Below are 13717 nucleotides of genomic sequence, written 5' to 3'. Positions count from 1 at the left end.
TCTGAAGCATTGGGGCTTAGTGTTCGTCATGTTAGGCGTCTGTGGAAAAACTACCGAGAAGAGGGAGCAGTTGGATTGGTGAGCAAAAGACGCGGCATTATTCAACCTGGAGCCAGATCATTCTTCTTGCGGATTGATAAAACGAAAATCGCAATATGCATCACCACGACCAAGCGTCCCGGTGCGCTGCCAGCGAAGGTGGGGAGAAACGCCATCGTAAATTAAATCGTCCAGCCCACAGAAAACGGGGGTTAGTTCAGGTACGCCATATTTGGTCAGAGAATCCAGATAAAAGCAGGCGTGCATATTAAAGACAACTTGCTTTTTACTCACTTCCAGCCATTCGATATCAAATCCTTCTTTTGGAAAGGCACTCTTCATCATTTGCGGCGTTAATTTTTGGATCACCCGGTAGAAAAATGGGAACTGCCCAATAAAGGCCATCCGCTTTCGCCCGATGGTATACATCTCTTCGGTGACCTTACGGGTTAACTCCAGCACATCTTCTGGTGAACTGTGATCCTCTTTCAAAACCAAATACAAAGCCAAGATCGGCAATATATTTTCGCCAAAATGTTTCTCCAAAGCCTTTTGAGGGTATTTTTCACGTTCTCTCTCGATCTTCTTAATCCGGGCGATCACACGCTGATTTACTTCCTCGGCCAGATCAACCGGAAGATTTTTTATCAAGGCAACCTGCATTGCTCTTTGGTTCATATTTATGCCATCTTCACACGTACATCAACTGCAACCACGCCATCTTCCAGTACAGTCAGCGGATTGATTTCGATCTCAGCAATTTCGGGCAGATCATGCGCCAACTGTCCCAGCCGACGGAGCGCATCCACTACTCCAACACGATCAGCAGGGGCAAGATTTCGATAACCCGCCAGCTTGCGTCCCGCCCATGTTTTCCCAAGCATTTTTTCAGCTTCACGTACTGAGAGAGGAGCCAGGGCGAAAGCGACATCTTTCAACCCTTCGACTTCGACACCACCGGAGCCAAACATCATCAGGGCACCGAATTGGGGATCACGGACCGCACCCAGGATGACCTCCTGCCCTTGCGGGATCATGCGCTGGATCAGGACGCCCTCCAGGTTCGCGTCTGGACGTTGGGCCTGCACCCGCGCCATGAGCATCTCAAAGCCCTCTGCAATTTCTGCCGCAGAACCGAGATTGAGCAGGATTCCGTTCACGTCCGATTTGTGAGGGATGTCGGGCGAGGCGATCTTCATCACAACCGGAAAACCTAGCTCTTTACCCAGGCGAGCCGCTGATTCTGCGTCAGGCGCAAGTTTAATGGGCGTTGTAGGGATCCCATAGATATTCATTAATCGATCAGCAAATTCCGCCTCCAGCCATGTGCCGGGTTCAGCATCTGCCAAAACCGCCCGTGCTGATGGGGTATCCACATCAGTCAGAAGGGCAACAGATTCATCCATCTCCCTTAAGAATTCTGCCCGTTCAGCCAGTCGGGCCAATGCAGACGCCGCCCTTTCAGGGAAGCGATAATCGGGGATCTTCGCATTCTGAAAAAGTTCTGAAGCCTCTTCGATTTGGGTGCTGCCCATCAGCACCACCAGGACAGGTTTCTCGCTGGCCTGAATGATGGGAATCAGAATTTCGGCAGCATCACGAGCGGGATACATCGGCGGGGGCGGCAGAATGACAAGGGCGCCATCCACATTATGATCGACAAGGATCACCCGCAGGCACTCTCCATAAATCTCGGCGGAGGCTGAGGCAAGCATATCAACCGGATTATGAACGCTGGCCGCAGAGGGGAGAGTCTCCCCGAGGGCCGCGAGAGTTTTCTTATTGAATTCAGCAAGTTCCAGGCCATTTTGTTCAAGGGCATCCGCTGCGATCACCCCGGGGCCGCCCGCATTCGTCAGAATGGCTATGCGACGCCCTTGCAGAACAGGAGCCCAGGCAAGGGCACGCGCCCAATCAAAGATCTCTTCAGTCGTATCCGCGCGAAAAACGCCCGCTTTTTCAAAGGCGGCATCGAAAGCGGATTCGGCACCCGCCAGGGCACCCGTATGGGATGCAGCTGCACGCTGACCGCTCGCCGATCGACCCACCTTGAGGGCGATGACCGGTTTTACCTTGACAACGCGGCGCGCTTCTTCAATGAAGCGGGCTCCATTGCTGATATTTTCAAGATAAAGGGTAATTACCCTGGTATATTCGTCTTCTGCGACGAGGGGCAAAATATCCGTCTCAGTGACATCCGCCTGATTGCCCAGACTGATCAGACGGGAAAAGGAAAATCCCTCCTCTTTTGACCAATCGATCAACGCGGCGCAAATTGCCCCGGAATGGGAGATAAACGCTATCTCGCCGGGGAGAGGAAAGGGCGGTTGGAGGAAGGTTGTATCCAAAGGCAAATGGGTATCGAGCAAGCCAATGCAATTCGGTCCGATCATCCGGATTCCGTATTCCTTTGCCACCTGCAAAGTTTCGGTTTCGAGGACTGCACCGTCTTCCCCTGTCTCGCGGAAACCGCCCGAAACAAGGATGACCGCCTTAATGCCTCGTTCTCCACAGGCACGCATGGATTCGGACGCATATTTCGCCGGAACGACAACCACAGCGAGGTCAACCGGGTCCGGGACCTCAGCGATTGAAGCGAAAATTTGACGGCTAAAAAGATCGCCTCCTTTTGGGGAAACAAAATAAATCGGGCCAGCGTACCCGCTCTGGGTCAGGTTTCGGGCCACGCCATATCCCAGCTTTTGAGGATGTGAGGAGGCACCGACGACGACGATCCCATTTGGGTTGAAAAAAGGAGTCAGAGAACTATCTGTCATTGGTCAAATTTCAATTTTATACTTTCTAGGTAGAGAGTTTCTAAATTATAACCGCACGGGTGTATTGGAGCACTACAATTTCTACGAGAGTGACTATATTGATGGGTATAGAATAAAAATTCGGGAATTGAAAACCTGTTCCGCAAGGGAATCAATCCCCTTGCTAATTGGCGAAACCCGACTATAGTCGGCTTCAGGAACCCATCCTTTCATTAACATGTCCGCTTAAGCGGCCCACCCTCCCTGCGGTATAATTCCCTCATAAAAAAACAATCGTGTAATTCGTGTTTAAAAATATCTGCCGAACTGGGTAATAAATAATGAAACCAATTTTTCGCCCCTTCCTCGTCCCCACCCTGATCATGTTCACCCTTGGCTGGGGCGGTTTATATCTCATCATCAATTTCACCCTGCCTACCCTCTGGCCTCGCTGGGCATTCTTTTTCCTGACCACTCTCGCCCTGACCGGCACTGCATTACCGATTGTCTATTTTTTCAATCAACGTTTCAATCAAGCCAATTTCCCATCCACAAATATTATTCAGCGACAGGCGCTTTGGGCAGGCGTTTACGGGGCAACCCTGGCCTGGTTACAGCTTGGGCAGGTTGCCAATATCTCTATCGCTATTGGGTTGGCTTTGGGCATAATCGCCATCGAAGCACTCATCCGTTTGCGCGAAAAAAGCCAATGGACTCCCCCTGAAGTCGATTATGACTGATCTGCGCTCCCTCCCCTCTGTAGATAAATTGCTTTCAACGCATACCGCTGCAGAATTGATTGCAGAATATGGGAGACCGCTGGTGCTGGATGCCCTCCGAGCAATATTGGGGGAGATCCGGGCAGCTTATACTGCCGACAACACCAAGCCAATCCCACCAGCCAAAACGCTCCTGAGTTTGGCTGGCTCCCGTTTAACGACCTGGACTGAACCCACACTTTATCCCGTGATCAACGCCACCGGGGTTATCCTGCACACCAATCTGGGGCGCGCACCCCTTAGCTCTGCCACCATCAAAGCGATGGATTCGGTCGCACGCAGCTATTCCACCCTTGAATTTAATATGCAAAACGGGAAACGGGGTTCGCGCCTGATCCATGCTGAATCTGTGATTACACGCATAACCGGAGCCGAAGCGGCGATGGTCGTCAATAATAATGCCTCCGCCGTATTGTTGATCCTCTCTGCCCTCGCCAATCGTCGAAGGGTGGTCATCGCCCGTTCGCAGTTAATCGAAATCGGCGGCGGATTCCGCATCCCCGATGTGATGAAACAATCCGGCGCAAAACTGGTCGAAGTGGGCACAACCAATAAAGTCCATCTCGCTGATTACGAAAATGCGATTAATGAAGAACCGATCAAGTTGGTTATGCTAGCCCATCGCTCCAACTTCAAGATCAGTGGATTTACCGAAGAACCCTCGTTAGATGAAATCACCCGCGTCGCCCATGCAGCCGATCTCCCCGTTGTGGATGATCTTGGCTCCGGAACCTTACTCGACACTGAGCGATTTGGCCTGATCCACGAGCGGACAGTTCAGGAATCCCTCGCCGCAGGCGCAGATATCGTCTGCTTTTCCGGTGATAAATTGCTCGGAGGGCCGCAGGCAGGCATTATCGTTGGGCGTGCTGATCTGATGAATAAGATCAAGAAACATCCCCTGGCCCGCGCCGTGAGGGCAGATAAGGTTGCTCTGGCAGGAATTTCTGCCACATTGACACATTATCTAAAAGACGAAGCTGAGCGTGAGATTCCGATCTGGCGGATGATTTCCAAGCCGCCCAAACAGATCAAAGCCCGCGCTCAAGCTTGGGCGAATCATCTGGGACAAGGCAAAGTCATTCCCGGAGAATCGACCATTGGCGGAGGCAGCTTACCCGGGGAGGTTCTGCCGACCTGGCTCCTGGCCCTCGACGTTCCCAAAGCAGATAATTTCCTCGCAAAATTACGGAAACAAAATCCGCCCGTTATCGCACGCACCGAAAATGATCTCATCCTGCTCGATCCCCGTACCGTGCTGCAAGAGCAGGAAGGGGCCCTGTTGGTGGCATTGAAAAATTCATTAAAGTGACGAGTGAAGAGTGAAGGGTGATTTCTTTTTTCACTTTTCACTTCTCACTTACCCCTATTCATCTTATTATCTAACTCTGGAGATTCATGAAGTCAAACCTCGACAGTCTCATGCAAGACCGCAATCTCGACACCCTGCTTGTTTTGGGAAATACCCAGCATAATAGCCCCATGTATTACCTGACTGGCGGCCACCACGTGGGGGGAGCAACCTTGATCAAGAAAAAGGGAGAGAAACCGATTCTCTTTTACCGCGATATGGAACGCGATGAAGCAGCCAAGACTGGTTTGAAAACTATTTCATACAGCAAATACCCCGAAAAAGAATTGCTGAAAAATTCGGGTGGAGATATGATCAAGTTCTCAGCGTTGCGTTTGCAAAAGATCTTCGCAGACCTCGGCGTGGACTCTGGTCGTGTGGGCGTTTATGGGCATACTGATCTGAGTCATAGCTTCGCGATGTTGTCCCTGATGCAAAAGTACCTGCCTGAGATCACCTTCATTGGGGAATCGGGCACAGATTCAGTATTCCTGAATGCGATGGAAACCAAGGAAGAGGAAGAAGTTGCCCGCATCCGCGAAATGGGACGGATCACGATCGAGGTGGTCGGCATGGTGAAGGAATTCCTGACGAGTCATGCCGTGAGCGAGGATGAAATTCTTTTGCGGACAGATGGCAAGCCGCTTATGATCGGGGAGGTCAAAGGCAAGATCAATCTCTGGCTGGCGGAGCGCGGCGTCGAAAATCCCGAAGGGACGATCTTCGCCATCGGCAGCGATGCAGGTGTCCCCCACTCTGTCGGCAATGCATCCGATCCGATCCGCCTCGGTAGAACGATCATCTTCGATATTTTTCCCTGCGAAGCGGGCGGCGGTTATTTTTACGATTTTACCCGCACCTGGTGCCTCGGCTACGCGCCTGAAGAGGAGCAAAAACTCTACGACCAGGTCCGTGATGTTTACGAAAAGATTATCGACGAGATGGAGATCAATATGCCTTTCAGAGAATTGCAACGCATGACTTGCAAACTCTTTGAAGCCAAGGGGCATCCCTCCCCACTCAACACGGAGGCGCCGCTGGAAGGCTATGTTCACAGTCTGGGGCATGGAGTGGGGGTCAATATTCACGAACGACCCTGGTCAAGCTTGCAATTTAAAGAGGATAACCTGCTCCAAAGAGGCGTGGTTTTCACGATTGAGCCGGGGCTTTACTATCCATCCAAAGGGATGGGCGTCCGCATTGAGAATACCTACTATGCCCGCCCGGACGGCACTTTTGAACGGATTGCGGAGTTCCCCTTTGACCTTGTCCTGGAAATGAAGAGGTAGGATTTCACTGCGAGCAAAGCGTGGCAGTCTTCTTTCACACGATGGAGATTGCTCCACCCTTTTTATTCGGACTGACTTTAGAATGTTCTCTTATGACCATACGAATCCTTGCTATAAAATCTTCCTGCGCCAATGATACAATGGACATTGCAGAGGTAATATCATGAGCGAAAAAGACAAAATCGTCCACATAATTTTAGAACACCATCCTGACGCGCAAGCGATCTATCTCTTTGGCTCCCACGGTACAGCAGAGGAGCGCAAAGACAGTGATGTGGATATTGCTATCCTTCTCCCTCCGCAACAAAAAAATGAGAACGATTCTTTAATATTCAATGATTTGTGTTATGAACTGGAAACTTTGCTCGCTAAAGATGTCGACTTGTCAAATTTACGCCAAGCCCCGACCGTTCTGCAAAAAGAAATCATCGCTGCCGAACGTCGCATCTACTGTGCGGATCAATATGCAGCCGATGAATTTGAAATGCTGACCATCTCTTATTATCAAAGATTGAATGAGGAGAGAGCCGGGATCATCAAGGATGTGTTGGAAGTCGGAAGGATCATTGTCTGATCCAAACGTATTACGCGTTGCCGAGCGAACTCCCCTTTGAAGAAAATCACCTGAAGCAGGATGCAATTGCCATAAATTTACAGCGTGCCTGTGAACAATCAATTGACCTGGCAAACCACACCATCAAAAAACGAAAACTTGGTCTCCCAAAAGAAACCCGTGAGAGTTTTCGTCTGTTGGCGCAAAATGGGATCATTCCCCGAGACCTTGCCAAAAAACTCGAAAATATGGTCGGCTTTCGCAATACACTTGTCCATCAATATCAAGAACTTGATATCCAATTGATGAAGAATGTGATTGAAAAACGCCTGGACGATCTGATTGACTTCACAAACTTTATCATCAAAGAATTCACCTCCTAACACCATGACCATCCGAATCCTCGCCATTGAAACCTCCTGCGATGAGACAGCCGCTGCCGTCCTCGAAGATGGACGCGCGCTTTTGGCCTCCACCGTCGCTTCGCAAATGGAGATGCACGCCCGTTTTGGGGGCGTCTTCCCCGAAGTGGCCTCACGCCAGCATGTGCTCAGCATTACTCCAGTTATTGAGCAAACATTGGCAAAGGCGCATCTCACGCTCAAAGATATAGATGCCATCGCGGTGACGCGCGGCCCCGGGTTGGCTGGCTCGTTGGTTGTCGGCGTAAATGCAGCCAAAGGCCTGGCCCTCGGCAGCGACCGTCCACTCATCGGAGTCAATCACCTTGAGGGACATCTCTATTCAGCTTGGGTACATAAAGCTGAAGATGAGGCACCACCTGAACCAGAATTCCCCCTGATGGCAATCCTCGTTTCAGGCGGACATTCCGAACTCAATCTGATGAGCGATCATTTGCAATATGAACGGCTCGGCGGGACGCTTGATGATGCAGCTGGTGAGGCCTTCGACAAGGTCGCCCGCATGTTGGGATTACCCTATCCCGGCGGGCCGACAATACAGGAGGCCGCAAAGAACGGCGACCCGACCTCCTTCAACTTTCCGCGTTCGTGGCTGGGCAAAAACTGGGATTTCTCATTCAGTGGGCTTAAAACCGCTGTTTTACGTGAGGTCCAAAAGCTATCAAAGGAAGGGAATCTCCCGGTCGCAAATCTGGCTGCCAGTTTCCAGGCCGCCGTTGTGGATGTGGTCTTCACCAAAACGATCAATGCCGCACGGGAATTTGGGGCAAAAGAGATCCTGGTCGCAGGCGGGGTTTCAGCAAATGCCGCCCTGCGCGAGGCATTCCTGGGGCAGGATGAATTCCCGGTCAACATCCCTCCGCTTTCCCTGTGCACCGATAACGCGGCCATGATCGCTGCGGCGGGCTATCAACGCTTTATCAACGGGCAGCGCGATGAGCTTGATCTGGACATTTTACCGACCTGGCCGCTCTCCCAGGTAAAACTCATTGTCTGATTCAAAACACTTTTCTCGCAGGGATTTTCTTAAGCTCAGCAGTGCATCTTTTGCCGCCGGGCTGCTTGGGGTTTACACACCTGGCGTCCTGGCAAGGGAAACGGAACCCGAATCTTTCCAGGCCTTTTTTCATGGCAGGCGGGATCAAGCCCAGGTCGCGTTGAGTTACGATGATTGCCATCTGGTGCATATTCTGCAAAACCTGGAAAAACTGCTCAGAGACTATCCGGAAGTCAGAGTCACATTCTTTCCCACCGGTGAGGCTTTGCTCACGACCAACGATAAAGATGCCGGAATTTGGCAACGCTTCCTTGAAGGTGGGCATGAGATCGGCAGCCATACCTTTGACCATGTCAACCCGGATGTGCGCTCAACAGAAAATTTGATGGAAGATCAAGCCAAATGGGTGGGGGCGCTTCACCAGGTGACAGAGAGCCGACCTCCCGTCCGCTTTGCGAGGCCGCCTTATGGTTCATCCAGCCCGACCTATGGCAGGATGTGTGCATCGAAAGGGTTGGTATCAACGATGTGGTCAGCGAGCTGGGGCGGAGAATTGGAACTGGCAAGGAAAAATATGGAGGCGGTCGAAAACGGGGATGTGATCCTGATGCACACCAGCACACAGGATGTTGAAACCAATACGCCCTTTGGTCTGGATTTATTAACAGAACGCGGAATCCGCGCGGTGACACTTTCTGAACTTTATTTTGCCACCGTTAAAGAAACGATCGGCGGAGGGAGTTGTGATACCACTTCATACCACTCCCAAAGTTGCCCTGAGTGAAATGAATAGGATGGGAATTCTCTCATTTGACATTCCCTTCAATTTATGCCATACTTTCCATACGCAGGGAGACCTGCCCAAAATTACCATCCCACAGAAGAGGAGGTGGTGCCCATGAATGACAGTACCAAACTTAGTGCGGCGGCATCCCTCCTCGGTCTTCGATAAGGGAAGCCGCCGCACGCAAAAGAAAAGCCGTCCAGAAATGGGCGGCTTTTCGCTGTTTATTAGAACCCGTTCCTTTGGAAAGAACGGGTTCTTTGTTGGTAAAGATTCTTCCCCCCTCTGGCTCCCCCGTAAGACAGGGGGAGAACCATTCCCCTCCCTGCTGGCGGGGGAGGATAGGTGGGGGTATATTTATTCTTCATCCCCAAAAGAAATGCCCATATCCCGGGCAGTGCGAACGCCATCGCCATATACATCTACACGTTTGGGCACCGCCAAAGCCTCCTCCAGGCTAATATCTCCAACCTCCCCGTTTGACAGAGAAACCATTCGGCCAAAGCCGCCTTTGGCAGCCAGACGGGTTGCAGCTGCGCCATAGCGAGTGGCCAGCCAGCGGTCGAAGGGAGTCGGCGTTCCACCACGCTGGATATGTCCAAGCACAGTGACGCGTGTTTCCTGCTCGGTATTATTTTCGATATAACTCCCAACCAAATGACCGACACCACCAAGCCGGGGAAGGTAAACTGCATCGCCGGAACGAGAAAAAACCTGCTCCCCTTCCTGGGATTTTGCTCCCTCTGAAACAGCCAGAATACTGAAATGACGACCACCTTCAATCCGGCGCATTATTTTCCTGACAACCGCATCATAGTGGAATGGAATCTCCGGGATCAAGATCACATCTGCGCCGCCAGCGACACCGGCGTGCAGGGCGATGAAACCCGCGTCGCGGCCCATCAGCTCGAGAACCATCACCCGATGATGGGATTCTGCAGTCGTATGCAATTTATCTATCGCCTCGGTAGCTGTATCCAGCGCGGTATCAAAACCAAAGGTGACCTCGGTTCCGCCAACATCGTTATCGATCGTTTTGGGCACGCCAATTACAGGAACGCCTTTTGCAAATAATTCCTGTGAGATCTTCAACGTGCCATCACCACCAATTACGATCAAAGCATCCAGTTTGATTTTCTTGATCGCAGCAACGATCTCATCCGAAATATCTTCAACGATCATCACGCCATTGCGAAGAACTTCCCGCGCAAATGGGTTCCCACGATTTGCCGTCCCCAGGATCGTACCCCCTCGCGGGAGGATCCCACGTACCTCATCGCGTCCAAGAGGCAGCAGCCCTTTGGGATTCAAAAAACCGTCGTAACCATCGCGAATTCCAACAACTTGACAATCATAGCTACGGACGGCCGTTTTAACGACTGCTCGAATTACTGCATTCAGCCCTGGCGCATCTCCACCACCTGTCAGCACGCCAATCTTCTTCATCCTGACTCCTATAGCTACCTTTTCATTGCCCTCCGCGCCAACCGATCAGCGCGTTCATTACCGGGATGTCCGGCATGTCCCTTCACCCACATCCATTCTACTGTATGTTTTCCCAGGGCAGCATCAAGCGCCTTCCACAAATCCACATTTGCCAACTTTCCCTTTTTTCGTTTCCAATTACGCGCTTTCCAGGTGGGCATCCACTCGGTGATGCCCCGTTTTAAATATTCAGAATCAGTAAATAGCTCAATTGTAGAGGAGGGTTCAACGGTCAAGAGCGCCTCCAGTGCAGCCCTCAACTCCATGCGATTATTGGTTGTCTCCATTTCGCTTCCCGTGATGACCTTCTCATCCAGCCCCAAATATATGACCGCCGCCCAACCACCTGGGCCGGGATTTGGTTCACAGGAGCCATCAGTATAAATTCTAATCATTTATTATTCCTATTTTTTCAAAACTTCCCCTCACCCTCCGCCCTCTCCCAAAACGGGAGAGGGGACCTTTTAGTCACTTAATGCTCGCGCGGCTTCATTCATCTGTGCCAAAATTGCTGCCACTGAACCTGCCTGCGCATCAACCCGAAAAATATACTCAAACCCATCGCCCAAAAGATAGCGGACTCGATGCCATGAAGGCAGTTTCGGCTGAATTTCGGCCTGTGAGATCAGGTCGACAGCTTCTGCCCATTGGGGATGCCCTTTTTTATATTCGGCCAGCTCATCCAGGGAGGATGCGCGCAGAGGGAAAAGGGCGGTACTCTTCACCCAGCGGGTTTGATTATGGGGCTCAAGCATCCACTTGACGAAAAGCCAGGAGGCCAAGGCCTCAGCATCATCTGTTTCGAGAATGGCGAAGGAAGACCCATACACCACCAGCGCCCCTTTCTTTTCTCCAGGAAAAGGAATCACCGTCCATTCATCGTGGCTGCCCAGGGTCAGAAAGCTCCTTGATATTTCATCAAATTCCTCCATACTGGCGGTGATGAAGAGTGCCGAGCGCCCGGCAAATTGTTCGTAGGGAGTCTCTGCGGTGGATAGCCAGGCACATTGATTGTCATAAAGCTTTTTCAATCCACTAAAGGCATTAATATTTTGGCTGCTGATAAATTGATATTCTTCATTGACAAATGGGCCGCCTTCAAATCCAACCATCCACGAGAGAACACCGCTTGAATCAAAATCTACTATCCAGCCACCTTTGCCATCATTATCAAGGTCATCGTCTGAGCGCATAAATTGATTTGCGGCACAAGCCTGTTCTTCAAATTCTTCAAACTTTAGAGGGGGCGCATCAAAGCCAAGTTCTTCACCCCAGGATTGGTTATAGATGAGAAATTGTGACGTCCGTTGAGCGGGGAGTGCCAGCCATGTTGTTTCGCGTTGATCTTGTTCAATGAAGATACGAGGGAAATCGGCTTGCTCGATAACGGTCATCCCCCAAATTGGATCGGTAATATAGGGAGCCAGATCGGTAATGGAATCCGCCTCGTCCCAAACCGAAATTTGTTCGGAGAGTGCCACAACCACATCCGGGCCTTGCGGCGTATCAAGCGCATCCGTCACCATGTTGAAAAGCATATTATAGCTACCCTGATAGGCCGCGCTAACAGTGATTCCCCAAGGGTTCTCTTTGTTGAACTCCTCAACTTGCAAATCAAAAAGCGCGGCTGGTGCACCAAACCAGGGATGCCAGACCTCGATCTCGATCCCCTTAAGATCATCTTCTTCCACATCCAGGGTGCTGATCGGGATCGGTGTCGCGGTGGGACGAGGTCTGCTGATCGCCGTGATTGGGATCGCTGAAGGAGTTAAACCAGGCGTTGAGGGCTGGCAAGCTGAAATAAGAAGGATACCCATCAGTAAGGGTATATAAGAGAATGGAGTTTTAGCCATAGGCTACCAGAGGCACAGGAATAAAGACCAGAATAAAAATAATTAAGGCAAAGAAAGCCATTTTGCGCCGACGAGGGTCAAGCTCGGTAATTTGGTCGAGGGGTTCCGCGTGAACACGTCCCAGAAAATAAAGCATAAATGCCCACAGCCACCATCCTTCCCAGGCAAAGCCGAGAACGATTAATACAGCAAATATAAAGGGAGCAGCTTTGCTCGCCTTCCTGCCAAAGACTGCATAGAGCAGATGTCCGCCATCCAGCGTGCCCATGGGAATTAAATTCAATGCAGTGACAAGGAGCCCTGCCCAACCGGCCCAGGCGACGTTATGCACCTGCACATCAAGTCCGCCCAAGGGAAATGGTCGACTGGTAAATAGATAACGAAGCCAGTAAATAAAAGGTGATACACCACCATAACTGACTGGTTCAGGCAGCCACTGCCCGAAAATGGCATATTTTGAAAATAGATAAAGCAGGGAATTGCCCTCGATAATCCCTGATCCTGTTATTGGGCTAATCTCAGAAAGGGAGAGACCCAGCAAAAGAACCGGAATAGCGACGACCAATCCTGCAATGGGACCAGCGATCCCAATATCAAAAAGAACACGTTTGTTTTTCGGGCGTTCCTTCATTTGGATAAAGGCACCCAGTGTACCCAGAATACTTAAGGGATAAGGCAGGGGTAAAAAGAAAGGCAGGGAGACGTTGGTTTTATGATAACGCCCCATCAGATAATGTCCAAACTCATGGGCAAGGAGGATTCCCAATAAACTGGCAGCAAAGGGCCATCCCCGCCAAAGGTGAAGGAGGGCATCCTGCGCCAAAATGGTAAAAGAGACGCTCTCAGGGAGAGTTGACTCAAAAATCGCACCTGTAAAGAGAACGCTGAAGAGTGTTGCAAGAAAAAAGAGGATATTTTTTGAGAATCCAGTGGCTTCAGGAGTTACTGCGCTATGAACAAGGATAATGACCTGTTTGCCATCCTCAATCTGAAAAAGGGGCGTGATGGAATAATGCGCTAGTCTTTCTTTTAGTTGGTCATAGGCAGCAGCAGAGTCAGTTCCCCTCAGGCGGCCCTGATAGCGGATGAGATATCCACGCCTGGTATCACCCAACATAATACTTTCAGATTGAAATATTTTATCAACGAGATTATTCAGGGTTTCTGCTTCAGGGATGGGCATTGGATTATTCCACTTCGATTATCTTACTGAGACCACTGATCTTCACTGTCCATGCTTTTCCCGTATGGGGCAACCCCCCGCAAGCGGGGGGTATTGAGGAATATTAGGCGGGAGTGCATGGGAGTCGAACCCACCACGGCCCGCAACGCGACCCGTCACCGATGTTGAAGACCGGGAAGCCCACCGGGACTTAACCACTCCCAGCAACAAGGATAATCGAAGGCGG

The 13717-nt window shown here is 50.9% G+C and carries 13 protein-coding genes, 1 tRNA gene and 1 pseudogene; 8 read left to right on the top strand and 7 right to left on the bottom strand.

Going from position 1 to position 13717, the window contains the following annotated elements:
* Positions 1-9 precede the first annotated feature (9 nt).
* Positions 10-84 (top strand): annotated as a pseudogene (locus AC3DOM_RS02945) (hypothetical protein); the annotation flags it as partial.
* A 33-nt stretch (positions 85-117) separates the two neighbouring features.
* Here the strand turns inward: AC3DOM_RS02945 and AC3DOM_RS02940 are convergent.
* Complete coding sequence (locus AC3DOM_RS02940; RefSeq protein WP_487917531.1) at positions 118-717, bottom strand: L-2-amino-thiazoline-4-carboxylic acid hydrolase; 600 nt, start codon at positions 715-717, stop codon at positions 118-120.
* Between the two features lie 2 nt (positions 718-719).
* Complete coding sequence (locus AC3DOM_RS02935; RefSeq protein WP_487917530.1) at positions 720-2816, bottom strand: acetate--CoA ligase family protein; 2097 nt, start codon at positions 2814-2816, stop codon at positions 720-722.
* A 320-nt stretch (positions 2817-3136) separates the two neighbouring features.
* Between AC3DOM_RS02935 and AC3DOM_RS02930 the strand changes: the two genes are divergently transcribed.
* The 7 genes from AC3DOM_RS02930 (at position 3137) to AC3DOM_RS02900 (ending at position 8970) form a co-directional block, all read left to right on the top strand.
* Positions 3137-3535, top strand: coding sequence for a hypothetical protein (locus AC3DOM_RS02930; protein WP_487917529.1), 399 nt, complete (start codon positions 3137-3139; stop codon positions 3533-3535).
* A complete protein-coding gene (gene selA, locus AC3DOM_RS02925) occupies positions 3528-4886 on the top strand; it encodes an L-seryl-tRNA(Sec) selenium transferase (RefSeq protein WP_487917528.1) in 1359 nt (452 codons plus the stop codon). The genes AC3DOM_RS02930 and selA overlap by 8 nt, the downstream gene beginning before the upstream one ends.
* Positions 4887-4972: 86 nt before the next feature.
* Entirely contained in the window at positions 4973-6214 is a 1242-nt protein-coding gene (locus tag AC3DOM_RS02920) for a M24 family metallopeptidase (protein ID WP_487917527.1), read from the top strand.
* A 163-nt stretch (positions 6215-6377) separates the two neighbouring features.
* Positions 6378-6788, top strand: coding sequence for a type VII toxin-antitoxin system MntA family adenylyltransferase antitoxin (mntA, locus tag AC3DOM_RS02915; RefSeq protein WP_487917526.1), 411 nt, complete (start codon positions 6378-6380; stop codon positions 6786-6788).
* 17 nt (positions 6789-6805) lie between these two features.
* Positions 6806-7150, top strand: a complete 345-nt coding sequence (gene hepT / locus AC3DOM_RS02910) for a type VII toxin-antitoxin system HepT family RNase toxin (RefSeq protein ID WP_487917525.1) — start codon at positions 6806-6808, stop codon at positions 7148-7150.
* Positions 7151-7160: 10 nt separating this feature from the next.
* Entirely contained in the window at positions 7161-8186 is a 1026-nt protein-coding gene (gene tsaD / locus AC3DOM_RS02905; protein ID WP_487917532.1) for a tRNA (adenosine(37)-N6)-threonylcarbamoyltransferase complex transferase subunit TsaD, read from the top strand.
* Positions 8179-8970 carry a polysaccharide deacetylase family protein gene (locus AC3DOM_RS02900; RefSeq protein WP_487917524.1) on the top strand — a complete coding sequence of 264 codons (792 nt, stop codon included), beginning with the start codon at positions 8179-8181 and terminating at the stop codon, positions 8968-8970. Before tsaD ends, AC3DOM_RS02900 begins: the two co-directional genes overlap by 8 nt.
* A 357-nt stretch (positions 8971-9327) precedes the next feature.
* Here the strand turns inward: AC3DOM_RS02900 and AC3DOM_RS02895 are convergent, their stop codons facing one another.
* From AC3DOM_RS02895 to AC3DOM_RS02875, 5 genes are all read right to left on the bottom strand, one after another.
* Positions 9328-10416, bottom strand: a complete 1089-nt coding sequence (locus AC3DOM_RS02895) for a 6-phosphofructokinase (protein WP_487917523.1) — start codon at positions 10414-10416, stop codon at positions 9328-9330.
* A gap of 14 nt (positions 10417-10430) precedes the next feature.
* A complete protein-coding gene (rnhA, locus tag AC3DOM_RS02890) occupies positions 10431-10850 on the bottom strand; it encodes a ribonuclease HI (protein ID WP_487917522.1) in 420 nt (139 codons plus the stop codon).
* Between the two features lie 69 nt (positions 10851-10919).
* A complete protein-coding gene (locus AC3DOM_RS02885; protein WP_487917521.1) occupies positions 10920-12308 on the bottom strand; it encodes an extracellular solute-binding protein in 1389 nt (462 codons plus the stop codon).
* Positions 12301-13491 carry a site-2 protease family protein gene (locus AC3DOM_RS02880; protein ID WP_487917520.1) on the bottom strand — a complete coding sequence of 397 codons (1191 nt, stop codon included), beginning with the start codon at positions 13489-13491 and terminating at the stop codon, positions 12301-12303. The genes AC3DOM_RS02885 and AC3DOM_RS02880 overlap by 8 nt, the downstream gene beginning before the upstream one ends.
* A 108-nt stretch (positions 13492-13599) precedes the next feature.
* Positions 13600-13693: transfer RNA gene (locus AC3DOM_RS02875), tRNA-Sec, on the bottom strand.
* Between the last annotated feature and the right edge of the window lie 24 nt (positions 13694-13717).

The sequence above is a fragment of the Candidatus Desulfolinea nitratireducens genome (assembly GCF_982879505.1).
The sequence above is the reverse complement of the archived record's forward strand: the minus strand, read 5'-3'. Positions and strand labels throughout refer to the sequence as shown.

Coding starts and splice junctions, on each gene's coding strand:
- AC3DOM_RS02940 (WP_487917531.1), bottom strand. CDS start 717: ATGAACCAAAGAGCAATGCAGGTTGCCTTGATAAAAAATCTTCCGGTT.
- AC3DOM_RS02935 (WP_487917530.1), bottom strand. CDS start 2,816: ATGACAGATAGTTCTCTGACTCCTTTTTTCAACCCAAATGGGATCGTC.
- AC3DOM_RS02930 (WP_487917529.1), top strand. CDS start 3,137: ATGAAACCAATTTTTCGCCCCTTCCTCGTCCCCACCCTGATCATGTTC.
- selA (WP_487917528.1), top strand. CDS start 3,528: ATGACTGATCTGCGCTCCCTCCCCTCTGTAGATAAATTGCTTTCAACG.
- AC3DOM_RS02920 (WP_487917527.1), top strand. CDS start 4,973: ATGAAGTCAAACCTCGACAGTCTCATGCAAGACCGCAATCTCGACACC.
- mntA (WP_487917526.1), top strand. CDS start 6,378: ATGAGCGAAAAAGACAAAATCGTCCACATAATTTTAGAACACCATCCT.
- AC3DOM_RS02895 (WP_487917523.1), bottom strand. CDS start 10,416: ATGAAGAAGATTGGCGTGCTGACAGGTGGTGGAGATGCGCCAGGGCTG.
- rnhA (WP_487917522.1), bottom strand. CDS start 10,850: ATGATTAGAATTTATACTGATGGCTCCTGTGAACCAAATCCCGGCCCA.
- AC3DOM_RS02885 (WP_487917521.1), bottom strand. CDS start 12,308: ATGGCTAAAACTCCATTCTCTTATATACCCTTACTGATGGGTATCCTT.
- AC3DOM_RS02880 (WP_487917520.1), bottom strand. CDS start 13,491: ATGCCCATCCCTGAAGCAGAAACCCTGAATAATCTCGTTGATAAAATA.